Source organism: Caballeronia humi, assembly GCF_001544475.1.
In the GTDB taxonomy this organism is placed as follows: Bacteria; Pseudomonadota; Gammaproteobacteria; order Burkholderiales; family Burkholderiaceae; genus Caballeronia; species Caballeronia humi.
This window is the reverse complement of the sequence record NZ_FCNW02000006.1, coordinates 119,829-133,170: the sequence shown is the minus strand read 5'-3', so window position 1 is coordinate 133,170 and position 13,342 is coordinate 119,829. Positions and strand designations below refer to the sequence as shown.

Annotated in this window: 11 protein-coding genes and 1 tRNA gene; 5 read left to right on the top strand and 7 right to left on the bottom strand. The window is 63.1% G+C overall.

Going from position 1 to position 13,342, the window contains the following annotated elements:
• Window positions 1-47: 47 nt before the first annotated feature.
• A complete protein-coding gene (fmt, locus tag AWB65_RS09385; RefSeq protein WP_087666903.1) occupies window positions 48-1,025 on the bottom strand; it encodes a methionyl-tRNA formyltransferase in 978 nt (325 codons plus the stop codon).
• Between the two features lie 47 nt (window positions 1,026-1,072).
• Window positions 1,073-1,576 carry a peptide deformylase gene (def, locus tag AWB65_RS09380; protein WP_087666987.1) on the bottom strand — a complete coding sequence of 168 codons (504 nt, stop codon included), beginning with the start codon at window positions 1,574-1,576 and terminating at the stop codon, window positions 1,073-1,075.
• Between the two features lie 209 nt (window positions 1,577-1,785).
• Here def and dprA point away from each other — a divergent pair, with 209 nt between their 5' ends.
• From dprA to AWB65_RS09365, 3 genes are all read left to right on the top strand, one after another.
• Window positions 1,786-3,153 carry a DNA-processing protein DprA gene (gene dprA, locus AWB65_RS09375; protein ID WP_087666986.1) on the top strand — a complete coding sequence of 456 codons (1,368 nt, stop codon included), beginning with the start codon at window positions 1,786-1,788 and terminating at the stop codon, window positions 3,151-3,153.
• A gap of 74 nt (window positions 3,154-3,227) precedes the next feature.
• Complete coding sequence (locus AWB65_RS09370) at window positions 3,228-3,605, top strand: thioredoxin family protein (RefSeq protein WP_087666902.1); 378 nt, start codon at window positions 3,228-3,230, stop codon at window positions 3,603-3,605.
• 164 nt (window positions 3,606-3,769) lie between these two features.
• Entirely contained in the window at window positions 3,770-6,415 is a 2,646-nt protein-coding gene (locus AWB65_RS09365) for a DNA topoisomerase III (RefSeq protein WP_087666901.1), read from the top strand.
• A gap of 79 nt (window positions 6,416-6,494) precedes the next feature.
• Here the strand turns inward: AWB65_RS09365 and gvmR are convergent, their stop codons facing one another.
• Together gvmR and AWB65_RS09355 are read right to left on the bottom strand one after the other, a co-directional pair.
• Window positions 6,495-7,580 (bottom strand): transcriptional regulator GvmR, encoded by a 1,086-nt coding sequence (gvmR, locus tag AWB65_RS09360; RefSeq protein WP_087666900.1) that lies wholly within the window; start codon window positions 7,578-7,580, stop codon window positions 6,495-6,497.
• 330 nt (window positions 7,581-7,910) lie between these two features.
• Complete coding sequence (locus AWB65_RS09355) at window positions 7,911-9,776, bottom strand: phosphoenolpyruvate carboxykinase (GTP) (protein WP_087666899.1); 1,866 nt, start codon at window positions 9,774-9,776, stop codon at window positions 7,911-7,913.
• A gap of 496 nt (window positions 9,777-10,272) precedes the next feature.
• On the opposite strand from AWB65_RS09355, the gene AWB65_RS09350 reads away from it, so the two are divergent.
• Entirely contained in the window at window positions 10,273-11,289 is a 1,017-nt protein-coding gene (locus AWB65_RS09350; RefSeq protein ID WP_087666898.1) for a D-2-hydroxyacid dehydrogenase family protein, read from the top strand.
• On the opposite strand, the gene AWB65_RS09345 is transcribed toward AWB65_RS09350, so the two are convergent.
• From AWB65_RS09345 to AWB65_RS09335, 3 genes are read right to left on the bottom strand one after another with little or no spacing between them, the layout of a single operon-like run.
• A complete protein-coding gene (locus AWB65_RS09345; RefSeq protein ID WP_087666897.1) occupies window positions 11,286-11,762 on the bottom strand; it encodes an OsmC family protein in 477 nt (158 codons plus the stop codon). The two genes, AWB65_RS09350 and AWB65_RS09345, sit on opposite strands and share 4 nt — an antisense overlap.
• A 13-nt stretch (window positions 11,763-11,775) precedes the next feature.
• Window positions 11,776-12,642, bottom strand: a complete 867-nt coding sequence (locus AWB65_RS09340) for a patatin-like phospholipase family protein (RefSeq protein WP_087666896.1) — start codon at window positions 12,640-12,642, stop codon at window positions 11,776-11,778.
• A gap of 9 nt (window positions 12,643-12,651) precedes the next feature.
• Complete coding sequence (locus tag AWB65_RS09335; RefSeq protein WP_087666895.1) at window positions 12,652-13,056, bottom strand: PaaI family thioesterase; 405 nt, start codon at window positions 13,054-13,056, stop codon at window positions 12,652-12,654.
• Between the two features lie 203 nt (window positions 13,057-13,259).
• On the opposite strand from AWB65_RS09335, the gene AWB65_RS09330 reads away from it, so the two are divergent.
• A tRNA-Lys gene (locus AWB65_RS09330) sits at window positions 13,260-13,335 on the top strand.
• The last annotated feature ends 7 nt before the right edge of the window (window positions 13,336-13,342 follow it).

Below are 13,342 nucleotides of genomic sequence, written 5' to 3'. Positions count from 1 at the left end.
CTATGTTGAGTCTTCAATTCTAGCGCCTGGAGCGGAGCGTCTACGCTTCAGGCAAGCGCGAATCGCTGGCCTTTCGCGAACTGCGCTCCAGCGAGGAATTCGCGCACTGACAAGCGCTTTCCGCCGGGTTTTTGCAATTGCGTGAGCCGCAACGCGCCCTCGCCGCATGAGACAACGACGCCGTCCATCGAGACATCGACGAGCGTGCCGGGTTCCTTCGTGGGCACGTCGCCGGTAATTACTTCGGCGGCCCAGATTTTCACCGCGACGCCGTCGAGCGTGCCGAACGCGCCCGGAAACGGATCGAATGCGCGGATCTGGCGCGCCAGAACATCGGCGGGACGGCGCCAGTCGAGCGCGGCTTCATGCTTCGCGATCTTTTCCGCGTATGTCGTGCCGTTTTCCGGCTGCGGCGTGGACGGGAGCTTGCCGTCTCGTTCGAGATCACGCAGCGCCTGCACGATCAGGTCCGCGCCGAGTTGCGCGAGGCGGTCGTGCAGGGTTGCCGTGGTGTCAGCCGGGAGGATCGGGATGCGCGCCTCGCGGATCATCGCGCCCGTGTCGAGGCCGGCGTCCATCTGCATCAGCGTGATGCCGGTTTCGACGTCGCCGGCTTCGATCGCGCGGTGGATCGGCGCGGCACCACGCCAGCGCGGCAGCAGCGACGCATGGATGTTGATCGAGCCGTGCGGCGCGACGTCGAGCACTTCCTGGGGCAGGATCAGACCGTAGGCCGCCACGACCATGACGTCATGCGGCGTCGTGCGCAATAGATCGATTGCCGCCGAAGCTTCCTCCGGATACTTGCCGTTTCGACGCAGCGAAGTGGGCTGCGCGATCTTCAGGCCGTTTTCCAGCGCATAACGCTTGACCGGGCTTGCGGTCAGTTTCATGCCGCGCCCGGCGGGCCGGTCCGGTTGCGTCAGCACGAGCGGCACGCTGAATCCGGCTGCATGGATGGCCGCGAGCGCGGCCGCGGCAAACTCCGGTGTTCCGGCAAAAACGACACGCAGCGATTGAGTCATTGATCAGGCAGCCTGCAAATCCAAGTCCATGTGGTACGAAAAGCGCGTCACAGTGCCTTCTCGAGCTTCTTCATCTTGCCGCGAATCCGCGTCTGCTTGAGCGTCGACAGGTATTCGACGAACACATGGCCCGCCAAATGATCCATCTCGTGCTGGATGCACACGGCGAGCAGCCCGTCGCAGTCGATCTCGAAGGTTTCGCCCTTTTCGTTCAGCGCCTTCACGCGCACTTTCTCCGGCCGTTCGACGAAATCGTAGATGCCGGGCACCGACAGGCAGCCCTCTTCCCACTCCTTCTTCGTCTCGCTCGACCAGACGATCTCCGGGTTGATGAAGACGAGGAGTTCGTCGTGCGCGTCGGAGATGTCGATGACGATCACGCGTTCGTGCGCGTCCACCTGCGTGGCCGCGAGGCCGACGCCGGGCGCGGCGTACATCGTCTCGGCCATGTCGGCGACGAGCTGGCGGATGCGGTCGTCGACGGCGGCGACGGGTTTCGCGACCTTGTTCAGCCGCTTGTCGGGGTAGTTGAGTATCTTGAGCAGAGCCATGTTGTGGATTATCGGCGCGCACGGCAGCGCGCGAAAGTCGGCCATTCGGCCAGGTTGCGGGTGAGGGCCGGGGTACGGAAGATATGCGGCTGAACCTCGTCGATTCAACGCAGCCGGCCTCTGGAAGCACCGCGTGTAAGTGCGTCGCGAGCGCGCGAGCGCAACCGGACGACGACCCTTTTTGTGTTTCGGAATATGAAAATTTTAGCATGACGACTGCCGACCTGCTGACCGTCTCCGCCGCGCCAGAACGGGCTCCCGCGCTTATTCACGACCTGCGCGCGTGGCTTCGGCTCGCTCACGCGCGCGGTTTGCGCCCTATCGAGTTGCGTGCGTTGCTGGGCGAATTCGGTGGGCCGGAGGCTGTGCTGGAACAATCGTTCGGGGCGCTTGCGGCGGTTGCTGGCGAAAGGGCCGCGAGGGCCGTTCTTGCGCCGCCGCCTCGTTTCGATGAGTACGTGCAGCGCGCCGCTGACTGGGCGTCGATGCCGGGCAACTACGTGATCACGCTCGCCGATATTGCCTATCCGCGCGCGCTCCTCACCATGCCCGATCCGCCGCCGCTTCTATATATAAAGGGGCGGCTGGATCTGCTGCAGGCGCGCGCGGTCGCGATCGTCGGGAGCCGTGGGGCGACGCCGCAGGGTATCGAGGACGCGCGGCGCTTCGCACGCGCGTTGTCGGATGCCGGGCTGACGGTCGTGTCGGGGCTCGCCCTCGGCATCGACGCCGCCGCGCACGACGGCGCGCTGGAGGGCGTCGCGAGCACCATCGCCGTGATCGGCACGGGCGCGGACCTCGTGTATCCGCAGAAGAACCACGCGCTCGCGCACCGGATCGCGGAAGACGGCGCCATCGTCTCGGAGTGGCCGCTCGGTACGCCCGCGCGCTCGGAGAATTTTCCGCAGCGAAATCGGCTGATCGCGGGGCTCGTCGAAGGCGTGCTGATCGTCGAGGCGGCAATGCGCTCCGGCTCGCTGATTACGGCGCGGCTCGCCAACGAAATGGGGCGCGATGTGTTCGCGATACCGGGATCGATCCACGCGCCGCTCGCGCGCGGCTGTCATCGGATGATCAAGCAGGGAGCGAAGCTGGTGGAGACGCCGGAGGATGTGCTGGAGGAATTTGATCTGGCAATGGCCGTCGATAAGCCAGCACGCAGCCACAAAAGCGCCGGGCGAGCGGAAAGTTGCGCGGCCGAATCGGGCGTTACGGCGAAGGCGATCCGCATGGAGAAGGAGGCCGTGACAGAGGCGGAGGCAATTCGCGTTGACGCGGCCGTCATTACAGCGGCGGAGACAACTCGCGCCGACGAAGCTCGCGCCAAGCCGACACCCAGGCGCGCGCCGCCGCCCGCAGCCACCGTCTCCTGGGCCTCCGCCCGCGCCGCACCTGCAACCGACGAAACCACTCGGCTCCTGACCGCGCTCGGCCATTCCCCCGCGACCCTTGAAATCCTCGCAGCGCGCACCGACTTGCAGAGCGCAACACTCCAAGCGCTACTGCTGCAACTCGAACTGGCAGGCCGAATCGAAACACTCCCCGGAGGCCGCTTCGTGCGTATCGAGCGCTCTTGACGCGGCCTCATGCTACATTCGCGGAAATTACCGGCAAAAAAGCCTCGCACTAAAAAGAACCGTCAAGGAAATCCATGCCTGCGCTGAATCTCGACACCGACGCCGAGCAGATCGCCGAACGTATCGGAGACCCTGACACGCTTTTCGTCGCCTGCCTGTGCGCCGACTGGTGCGGGACGTGCCGTGATTTTCGCGAGGGATTCGACCGGCTCGCCGACGCGCATCCGGACATCTGCTTCGCGTGGATCGACATCGAAAACCAGGCGGACCGCTTCGAGGATCTCGACGTCGAAAACTTCCCGACGATCCTGATCGAGGACGCCATTACGACGCGTTTCTTCGGCACCGTGCTGCCGCAGGCGTCGATCGTCGGGCGTATGCTCGTCGACCTGACGGCGCTGCCGGGCATCGTCGGCGCGCCGAAACTGCGTCCCGCGCTCGCCGACGCGTAACCGGCAGGAACAGCCTTCATCGCGGATACGTGAAACGTCCGCGCGCATCATTCGACAGGCCGCTTTTATATGACATGGGAGGCGCGCTCCGCGCACCGTGTGCTATAAAGCGGCGTTAAAGGGTCCCAAACCGGAGCCCAGCCAGTCCCCAACCAAATCGAGTCATGTCCAAAGCCCTGATCATCGCCGAGAAGCCATCTGTCGCGAACGACATCGCGCGCGCGCTGGGCGGCTTCACCAAGCATGACGAATACTACGAAAGCGACGAATACGTGCTTTCGTCCGCCGTCGGCCACTTGCTGGAGATCGCGGCGCCCGAGGAATACGACGTCAAGCGCGGCAAGTGGAGTTTCGCCAATCTGCCCGTCATCCCGCCGCATTTCGACCTGAATCCGATCGCAAAGAGCGAATCGCGCCTGAAAGTGCTGACGAAGCTGCTCAAGCGCAAGGACATCGACCGCCTGATCAACGCCTGCGACGCCGGGCGCGAAGGCGAACTGATCTTCCGCCTGATCGCGCAGCACGCGAAGGCGAAGCAGCCTGTGCAACGCCTCTGGCTCCAGTCGATGACGGCCGGCTCGATCCGCGACGGCTTCGCGCACCTGCGCAGCGACGCCGACATGCAGCCGCTCGCCGATGCCGCCCGCTGTCGTTCGGAAGCGGACTGGCTCGTCGGCATCAACGGCACGCGTGCGATGACCGCGTTCAACAGCAAGGGAGGCGGCTTCTTCCTGACGACCGTCGGCCGGGTGCAGACGCCTACGCTGTCGATCGTCGTCGAACGCGAGGAGAAAATCCGTCGCTTCGTGCCGCGCGACTATTGGGAAGTGCGCGCCGAGTTTATCGCCGCGAAGGGCCTGTACGAAGGCCGCTGGTTCGACCCGAAATTCAAGCGCGTCGAGGGCGATCCCGAGCAGCGCGATTCGCGCCTCTGGAGCCTGGCGGCGGCGGAATCGGTTGTCGCGGCCTGTCGCGGCAAGACCGGTACCGTCACGGAAGAATCGAAGCCGTCGACGCAAATGTCGCCGTTGCTCTTCGACCTGACGAGCCTTCAGCGCGAAGCCAACGGCCGCTTCGGCTTCTCGGCGAAGAACACGCTCGGTCTCGCGCAGGCGCTGTATGAAAAGCACAAGGTGCTGACGTACCCGCGTACCGACGCGCGCGCGCTGCCCGAGGACTACATCGCCACGGTGAAGGACACGCTCGCGATGCTCAAGGAGAGCAACAACTATCTCCCGCACGCGAAGCAGGTGCTCGACAAGGGCTGGGTGAAGCCGAACAAGCGCATCTTCGACAACTCGAAGATCAGCGATCACTTCGCCATCATCCCGACCCTGCAGGCGCCCAAAGCGCTGTCCGAGCCGGAGCAGAAGCTGTACGACCTCGTCGTCAAGCGCTTTCTCGCCGTGTTCTTCCCGCCGGCCGAATATCTGGTGACGACGCGCATCACCGAAGTCGCCGGGCATCAATTCAAGACGGAAGGCAAGGTGCTCGTCGAGCCGGGCTGGCTGCAGGTTTACGGCAAGGAAGTTTCCGGCGAAGACGCCAACCTCGTGCCGGTGCAGAAGGACGAAAAGGTCGATGTCGAGAAGGTCGCGGCCCATGGCCTCGTCACCAAGCCGCCCGCGCGCTACAACGAAGCGTCGCTGCTCTCGGCAATGGAAGGCGCGGGCAAACTCGTCGAGGACGAGGAACTGCGCGAGGCGATGGCCGCCAAGGGCCTCGGCACGCCAGCGACGCGCGCGGCGATCATCGAAGGGTTGCTCGGCGAAAAGTACATGGTCCGCGAGGGCCGCGAGCTGATCCCGACGGCGAAAGCGTTCCAGCTCATGACGCTGTTGCGCGGCCTGGGCGTCGAGGAACTGACCGCGCCAGAGTTGACCGGCGAGTGGGAGCACAAGCTGTCGCAGATGGAGCGCGGCAACCTGCATCGCGATGCGTTCATGCAGGAAATTGCGCGCATGACGCAGACCATCGTCAAGCGCGCGAAGGAATACGACTCCGACACGATCCCCGGCGATTACGCGACGCTCGAAACGCCGTGTCCGAATTGCAGCGGTCAGGTGAAGGAAAACTATCGCCGCTTTGCATGTACGAAGTGCGAGTTTTCGATCTCGAAGATCCCCGGCGGACGCCAGTTCGAGATTCCGGAAGTCGAGGAATTACTGCGCGAGAAGACGATCGGACCGCTGTCGGGATTCCGCAGCAAGATGGGCCGTCCGTTCTCGGCGATCCTGAAGCTCTCGTTCGACGACGAAATCAAGAACTTCAAGCTCGAATTCGATTTCGGTCAGGACAGCGGCGGCGAAGACGGCGAACCACCTGATTTCTCCGAGCAGGCGCCGGTCGGATCGTGCCCGAAATGCCGCTCGCGGGTGTACGAGCACGGCATGAGCTATGTCTGCGAAAACTCGGTTTCGAACCCGAAAACCTGCGATTTTCGCTCCGGCAAGGTGATTTTGCAGCAGGAAATCGCGCGCGATCAGATGGCGAAGCTGCTCGAAGAAGGCCGCACGGATCTGCTGACGAACTTCAAGTCGTCGCGGACCGGGCGCAATTTCAAGGCGTTTCTCGTGAAGCAGCCGGACGGCAAGATAGGCTTCGAATTCGAGAAGAAGGAACCGAAGCCGGGCGCGAAAACCGCCGTCAAGCGCGGTGCGGCGGCAGCGGCACCCGCCGAGAGCGGTGACGATGAAGGTGATGGCGACGTCGCGGTAGCCGCGGCCAAGAAGACGGCCAAGGCACCCGCGAAGAAAGCGCCGGCCAAGAAGGCGGCTGCGAAGAAGGCACCCGCTAAAAAGACCGGCTGAGGCTTCTTGCTCGACTCATGCAAAACGGCCCGTGAATCGCTTCACGGGCCGTTTTTTTAACGCACGAGGCGCTTGAAACTCAATAAGGCGAATGCGCTGGAATCCGCATTCGTGTCCGCGACTGCTTCGCCAGCTTCGGCCCGAGCTCGCCATCGACTTGATGTGGCGTTGAGTGCGCATACGCGGCATGCGCGACGAGCGGCTCCGTCGATTGCTCGCTGATCGCCGGCTTGCCCGCACCGTCCTTCAACCACTGCTCGCCGAGCTGGTGATTCGGTGTCTGGCTGAAATGCTCGACGAGGTGATCGATGAACGTCCGCACCTTCGCCGGCAGATGCCGACGGCTCGGATACGCGACGTTGATCTCGACCTGCGGCAACCGGTAGTCGGAGAGCAGCCGCACGAGCGTGCCGCGCGTCGTGTCGTTGCCGATCAGGTAGCTCGGCAAAATCGCGATGCCCATGCCGAGCAGCGCGAACTGCCGCAACATCTCGGTATTGTTCGCGACGATCACGTTCGACGGCCGCACGCGCACCTCGCCGTCCGGCCCGGTGAACACGCGCTCGTCGCCCCAATATTCCGACGGCAGACTCAGACACGGATGCGCGAGCAGTTCCTCGGGACGCGTCGGCGTGCCGTGCGTTTCGAGATACTCGGGCGTCGCGCACACGGTCATGCAACCGGTCGTCAGGCGCCGCGTCACGACGCTCGCGCTCCGCACCTGCCGCGCGATCACGATGCCCACGTCGAAGCCTTCCTCGACGAGATCCACCTGCCGGTCGACGAGCGTCACATCGGGGACGACCTTCGGATAGCGTTGCGCGTAGGTCTGAAGCACCGGCGCGAGGTTGTGCAGCCCGAACACGACCGGCGCCACGATCCGCAGCGACCCGACCGGCTCGTGATTGCGCGCGACCACCATCTGCTCGACGTCTTCCAGTTCATCAAGAATCTGCCGCGCGCGCTCCAGATACACCTGGCCCGACTCGGTCAGCGAGAGGCTGCGCGTCGTCCGGTTGAGCAGACGCGTGCCGAGCCGTCCTTCCAGATCCGCGACGTGGCGGGTCGCCACGGCGTTCGAAATATCCAGCGCGCTCGCGGCGCGGGCAAAACTGCCGAGATCCGCCACGCGGACGAACACCTTCATCGACTGCAAATGATCCATGGGGACAACTCCTGCCGCCAAAGCGGCTTACCTAAAGATTTTCTGCTGCGCAATTGCGAATTATCCTAGGACTTCCGAAAACGTGCAGAAGTTGCCGATTCTTGGTGTTTTTTCGATGAAAGCTTGCGCCTTTGCGCCCTAAAAACGTGAAAACTCACCGATTGTTGCGCAATACACAACATCAGCGTGGGGATTATGTAAGCGGATGGGTAACGGATAAGCTGGCCGCGCCAATTTTGGCGGGATAGACGCCCCAAAACCGGAATCTGCAGATGCAGACCCGGTAATGGGGATTGATCGATGAAACCGTCCTAATCGACTAAAGCCGAATCAAACGGCGAGGCGTTTCTCGATGCCGGCTTTCGCCTCCGGCAACTGCTCCGGCAGCCCCTGTTCGAGTTTGGTGAACAGTTCGTCATGCAGCGCCAGTTCCGCGCGCCACGCGGCATCATTCACGGAGATCACCTGATCGAACTGCTCGCGCGTGAAGCCGAGCCCGCCCCAGTCGATGTCCTCGTAACGCGGCGAAATGCCGAACGCGTGTTCCTCGCCTTTGGCCGACCCTTCGATCCGTCCGACCATCCAGTTCAGCACGCGCATGTTCTCGCCGAACCCCGGCCAGACGAACTTGCCGTCGTCGCCCTTGCGGAACCAGTTGACGCAGAAGAACTTCGGCGGCGTCACCTGCATTGCGTCGAGCCGTTCGCCCATCTTCAGCCAGTGGCCGAAGTAGTCGCTCATGTTGTAGCCGCAGAACGGCAGCATCGCGAACGGATCGCGGCGCACGATGCCCTGCTGGCCCGCCGCGGCCGCCGTCGTCTCGGAGCCCATCGTCGCGGCCATGTAGACGCCTTCGTTCCAGTTGCGCGCCTCGGTCACGAGCGGCACCGTGTTGGAGCGCCGTCCGCCGAAGATGAACGCGTCGATCGGCACACCCGCCGGGTTCTCCCAGTCAGCATCGATCGAGGGACATTGCGACGCCGGCGCCGTGAAGCGCGCGTTCGGATGCGCGGCCTTCGCGCCCGTCTCCTTCGCGATTTCCGGCGTCCAGTCGCGACCCTGCCAGTCGATCAGGTGCGCGGGCGGCGTGTCCGTCATGCCTTCCCACCAGACGTCGCCGTCGTCGGTCAGCGCGACGTTCGTGAAAATCACGTTTTCCTTGAGCGTTGCCATCGCGTTGAAGTTGGTCTTTTCGCTCGTGCCCGGCGCCACGCCGAAGTAGCCCGCCTCCGGGTTGATCGCGTAGAGACGCCCGTCGCGGCCCGGCTTGATCCAGGCGATGTCGTCGCCGATCGTCGTCACTTTCCAGCCGCTCATGTCCTGGGGCGGGATCAGCATCGCGAAATTGGTCTTGCCGCATGCCGACGGGAACGCCGCCGCGACGTGGTACTTGCGCCCCTCGGGCGACGTCACGCCGAGAATCAGCATGTGTTCGGCGAGCCAGCCTTCGTCGCGGCCCATCGTCGAGGCGATGCGCAGCGCGAAACACTTCTTGCCGAGCAGCGCGTTGCCGCCGTAACCCGAGCCGAAGCTCCAGATTTCGCGCGATTCCGGGAAATGGACGATGTACTTCGTGTCGTTGCACGGCCACGGCACGTCCTTCCGGCCATCGGCGAGCGGCGCGCCGACCGAATGCACGCACGGCACGAATGCGCCGTCGGTGCCCAGCACGTCGTACACCGCGCGGCCCATGCGCGTCATGATCCGCATGTTCGTCACGACGTACGGGCTGTCCGACAATTCCACGCCGATATGCGCGATCGGCGAGCCGAGCGGGCCCATCGAGAACGGCACGACGTACATCGTGCGGCCGCGCATCGAGCCGTCGAAGAGGCCGTCGAGCGTCGTGCGCATTTCCTGCGGGTCGATCCAGTTGTTGGTCGGTCCGGCGTCTTCGGGACGCTTCGAGCAGATGAACGTGCGATCTTCGACGCGGGCGACGTCGGATGCATCAGAACAGGCTAGGAAGGAGTTAGGACGTTTCGCTGGATTGAGCTTCTTGAGGGTACCGGCGGAAACCATCTGTTCGCAGAGGCGGTCATATTCCGCCTGACTGCCGTCGCACCAGACGATGCGGGCCGGTTTGGTGAGTGCGGCGACGCGCTGCACCCAGTCGATGAGTTTTCGGTGCCTGACGTACGCCGGGGCATCGATTTCGACGGTGTTGTTCTGTTCGACTACTGCGGGCTGATTCATCGAGCTGTCTCCGTTCCTAAGGATGAAAACGGTGTTCGCTCATCGACGCTGCCTTGCGAGAGGCGCATTCGGCGTAATCCCGAAGACACGTGGGCAACGTTTGGCGGCGGGCTGCACGCGAAACGGCGGTCATCGGTATTACGCGAAACGGGCATGACGTGATGAGCCGATCAGTCTGCCGGCCGCGGCCGTCTGGAATCGCGGCTTGCGTCGGCACGGAACAAACTGTTAAAAAGAGATACTAATTTGCCTTGTCTCCTCGCCAATAACCGGGTTTACCGGCATTTATCGCATTCGGATCTCTTTCGGTACGTCGTGCTTCGTTCCCAACAAGTGGAGTTGAAGCATACCATCCGAGTGCATGAATTTCCTTGACGCGGTGCAATAAGCGGAAAATCGCCGAATTTATCGGTAATTACCCGAAGTTAGCACGCCCATTTTCTTCCATAGCGAAAAAGCAGCACGTTTGATGCCCAACAAAAGCCAATCGATATCCATGAAAATCGCCATCCTCGACGACTACCAGGACGCGGTCCGGAAGCTGGATTGCTTCCATCTGCTCGACGACCACGAGGTCAAAGTCTTCAATAACACGGTACGCGGTCTCGGACAGTTGGCTAGCAGACTGTCGGAAGTCGATGCGCTCGTTCTCATCCGCGAACGCACGCGGATCAGTTCGCAGCTGCTCGACAAGCTGCCGCGTCTGCGCATGATCAGCCAGACGGGCAAGGCGGGCGGCGGGCATATCGATATCGATGCGTGTACCGAGCGCGGTATCGCCGTGCTGGAAGGCACCGGCTCGCCGATCGCGCCCGCCGAACTGACCTGGGCGCTGATCATGGCGGCGCAGCGGCGCATTCCGCAGTACGTCGCGAACCTGAAACAGGGCGCGTGGCAGCAGTCGGGGCTGAAAACCTCCGCGCTGCCGCCGAATTTCGGGCTTGGACAGGTGCTGCGCGGACAGACGCTCGGTATCTGGGGCTACGGGAAGATCGGGCGTCTGGTCGCGGGATACGGCAAGGCGTTCGGGATGAACGTGCTGATCCACGGACGCGAGCATTCGCTGGAACTCGCGCGCGAGCATGGGTATGACGTCGCGGAGAGTCGTGAAGCGCTGTTCGAACAGAGCGACGTGCTGACGCTGCATTTGCGTCTGCACGACGACACGCGCGGCATCGTCACGCAGCAAGACCTGATGCGCATGAAGCCGACCGCGCTCTTCGTCAACACGAGCCGCGCCGAGTTGCTTGAGGAAAATGCGCTGCTGAACGCGCTGCATCACAACCGGCCGGGGATGGTCGCAATCGACGTGTATGAAAGCGAGCCGATCCTGCAGGGCTACGGCTTGTTGCGCATGGAAAACGTGATCTGCACGCCGCACATCGGCTATGTCGAGCACGAGAGCTACGAGCTCTATTTCAGCGCCGCTTTCAAGAACATCCTCGCTTTCGATGCCGGCGATACGTCGAGCGTGTCGAATCCGGATGCGCTCGTCGGCGGGCGGCGGCGTTAAAGCGTCGAGACGTCGATAGACGGCTCGCAGCGGACCGGAAAATTCACCGAGTTCGCGATGAAACAGAAGCGGTGCGCGTCCTCGTGCAGCCGCTTCGCCTTTTCGATGTCACCGCCCGCGCCGATCGTCACGCGCGGGCGCAGCAGTACATCCGTGAAACGGCCGTCGCCTTTGACGCTCTCTTCCATCGTGCCGAGCGCGGCATCGGCGTAACCCGTCACGACGACGCCGTTCGTCGCGCACAAGTGCAGATACCAGAGCATGTGGCACGACGACAGCGACGCCACGAACAGTTCCTCCGGATTGTGGCGCGTGGAATCGCCGCGAAAGGCCGGGTCGCTCGACGCCTCGATCGCGACCTTGTTCGGCACGCGCACGAGATGGTCGCGCGAGTAGGCGTCGTAGCGCGACGTGCCCGAGCCCTGATCGCCGGTCCAGGCGATTTCCACTTCGTAGCGATGATTTTTCGACACGTTTCCTCCAGTTTCAGAGATGCGCCGCCGCGCTCATGAGACGCGGCACGCGCGTGAGGAACTGCTCGCCGTCGATGCGTCCCAGGTCATAAGCATGCTGCATCTGCGACGGGCTGGTGTAGTCCCAGCTCGAAATCGGCACCTTGCGTGACGGCTGCACGTAGATGCGCTGCTGCTCGCCGTGCGGCACGACGAACGTCTGCGGCCGCGGATACAGGCGCGTCACCATCACGAGGACGACACCCGGCGCGGCATCGAGCGCGCCGACGGGCACGTTGTCGACCATGCCGCCATCGAGCACGGGCCGGCCATTGCGGCGCAGGACCGGCGTGAACGGCGGCGTGCTCGACGATTGCAGGATCAGGTCGGCGAGATCGTCGACTGTCGCGCATTCCTGCGCCGTCACGAATTCGGGATGAAAGCCGAGCGCCTGGCCGAGCGTCGGATGGAGCGTCTTGCGCACGTACTTTTCGATGTTGTACGCGATCAACCCGGCCGCGACAGCACTGCGCGCACCGAGCCAGCGCGGCAAATGCGAGACTCCGATGCGGATTTCCGGCGCGGTTTGCAGCGTCGGGAATTGGTCGCTGAAGATATCGAGGAGCGCCTGACGATAGATGCGGTAGTGCGGAAACACTGATTGTCCGCGCAGCAGGTTGCCCCAGTAGGCGTTCTTTTTGTTGTCGCGCAGCGCGTGCGAGTAGTAGTCCATGACCCACTGCGCGTTGTTCGTGTAGAGCATGCAGGCCGTGGCGGCGCCTGCCGAGATGCCGGTAATCACGCGCGGACGCAGGTTCAGCGCGGGCTGCACGATGTCCCAGAATCCGGCTTGCCACCAGCAGCGGTTGCCGCCGCCCGCGAATACGACTTGATCGAACATGGGTTTTTGTTAGCTGAGAAGCGTATAAGTGGTCGTCGCGTGGGCGGCGAGTTCGCCTTCGGCGTCGCGCATTTCGATTTCGCCGAAGACAAGGTTGCGGCCGCGGCGCAGGACTTTCGCCGTCACGAAGACGTCGCCGGTTTTCACAGGGCGCATGAAACTCGTGTTGAGGGAGACGGTGGTCATCGGCTTGAAACCGCCGAGGACGTGTGAGATCGCGACGACCATCGCGGTATCGGCGGCGGCCATGAAGACCTGGCCGCAGACGACGCCGCCAGCGTGGCGTAGAGCTTCCGAGTATGGGAGGCGGAGGGTGACGGCGTCTTCGTCGGTGCGCTCGGGCGCGAGCGCCAGTTCGCGCACCCAGGGCGCGAGGATGCTGTCGAGGAGTGCGCGGATTGCGTGTTCGTCCATTTTTTTGCCTTTGAGTCTGCTCGCGGTGAAGCGAACGAGGGTTCGATATCTGCCGTAATGATAGCGAGTTGGACGTTTTTGAGATTAGGCCGGCGTGCTGTCAGGCTTTGCGGCGTGGACGTTGGCAGTTTCTTTGAGATTTTTTGTCGGAAAGGACTTGCGCTCGCCAGAAAAACGTCGCTATAATTCGGATTCAGTTTTTCGGGGCGTTAGCTCAGTTGGTAGAGCAGCGGACTCTTAATCCGTAGGTCGAGTGTTCGAGTCACTCACGCCCCACCAGGATATC

Bases quoted from the DNA above. Each gene is read 5' to 3' on its own strand.
- AWB65_RS09370 (WP_087666902.1), top strand. From the start codon at position 3,228: ATGCCTGCGCTGAATCTCGACACCGACGCCGAGCAGATCGCCGAACGT.
- fmt (WP_087666903.1), bottom strand. From the start codon at position 1,025: ATGACTCAATCGCTGCGTGTCGTTTTTGCCGGAACACCGGAGTTTGCC.
- gvmR (WP_087666900.1), bottom strand. From the start codon at position 7,580: ATGGATCATTTGCAGTCGATGAAGGTGTTCGTCCGCGTGGCGGATCTC.
- dprA (WP_087666986.1), top strand. From the start codon at position 1,786: ATGACGACTGCCGACCTGCTGACCGTCTCCGCCGCGCCAGAACGGGCT.
- def (WP_087666987.1), bottom strand. From the start codon at position 1,576: ATGGCTCTGCTCAAGATACTCAACTACCCCGACAAGCGGCTGAACAAG.
- AWB65_RS09350 (WP_087666898.1), top strand. From the start codon at position 10,273: ATGAAAATCGCCATCCTCGACGACTACCAGGACGCGGTCCGGAAGCTG.
- AWB65_RS09335 (WP_087666895.1), bottom strand. From the start codon at position 13,056: ATGGACGAACACGCAATCCGCGCACTCCTCGACAGCATCCTCGCGCCC.
- AWB65_RS09365 (WP_087666901.1), top strand. From the start codon at position 3,770: ATGTCCAAAGCCCTGATCATCGCCGAGAAGCCATCTGTCGCGAACGAC.
- AWB65_RS09355 (WP_087666899.1), bottom strand. From the start codon at position 9,776: ATGAATCAGCCCGCAGTAGTCGAACAGAACAACACCGTCGAAATCGAT.
- AWB65_RS09340 (WP_087666896.1), bottom strand. From the start codon at position 12,642: ATGTTCGATCAAGTCGTATTCGCGGGCGGCGGCAACCGCTGCTGGTGG.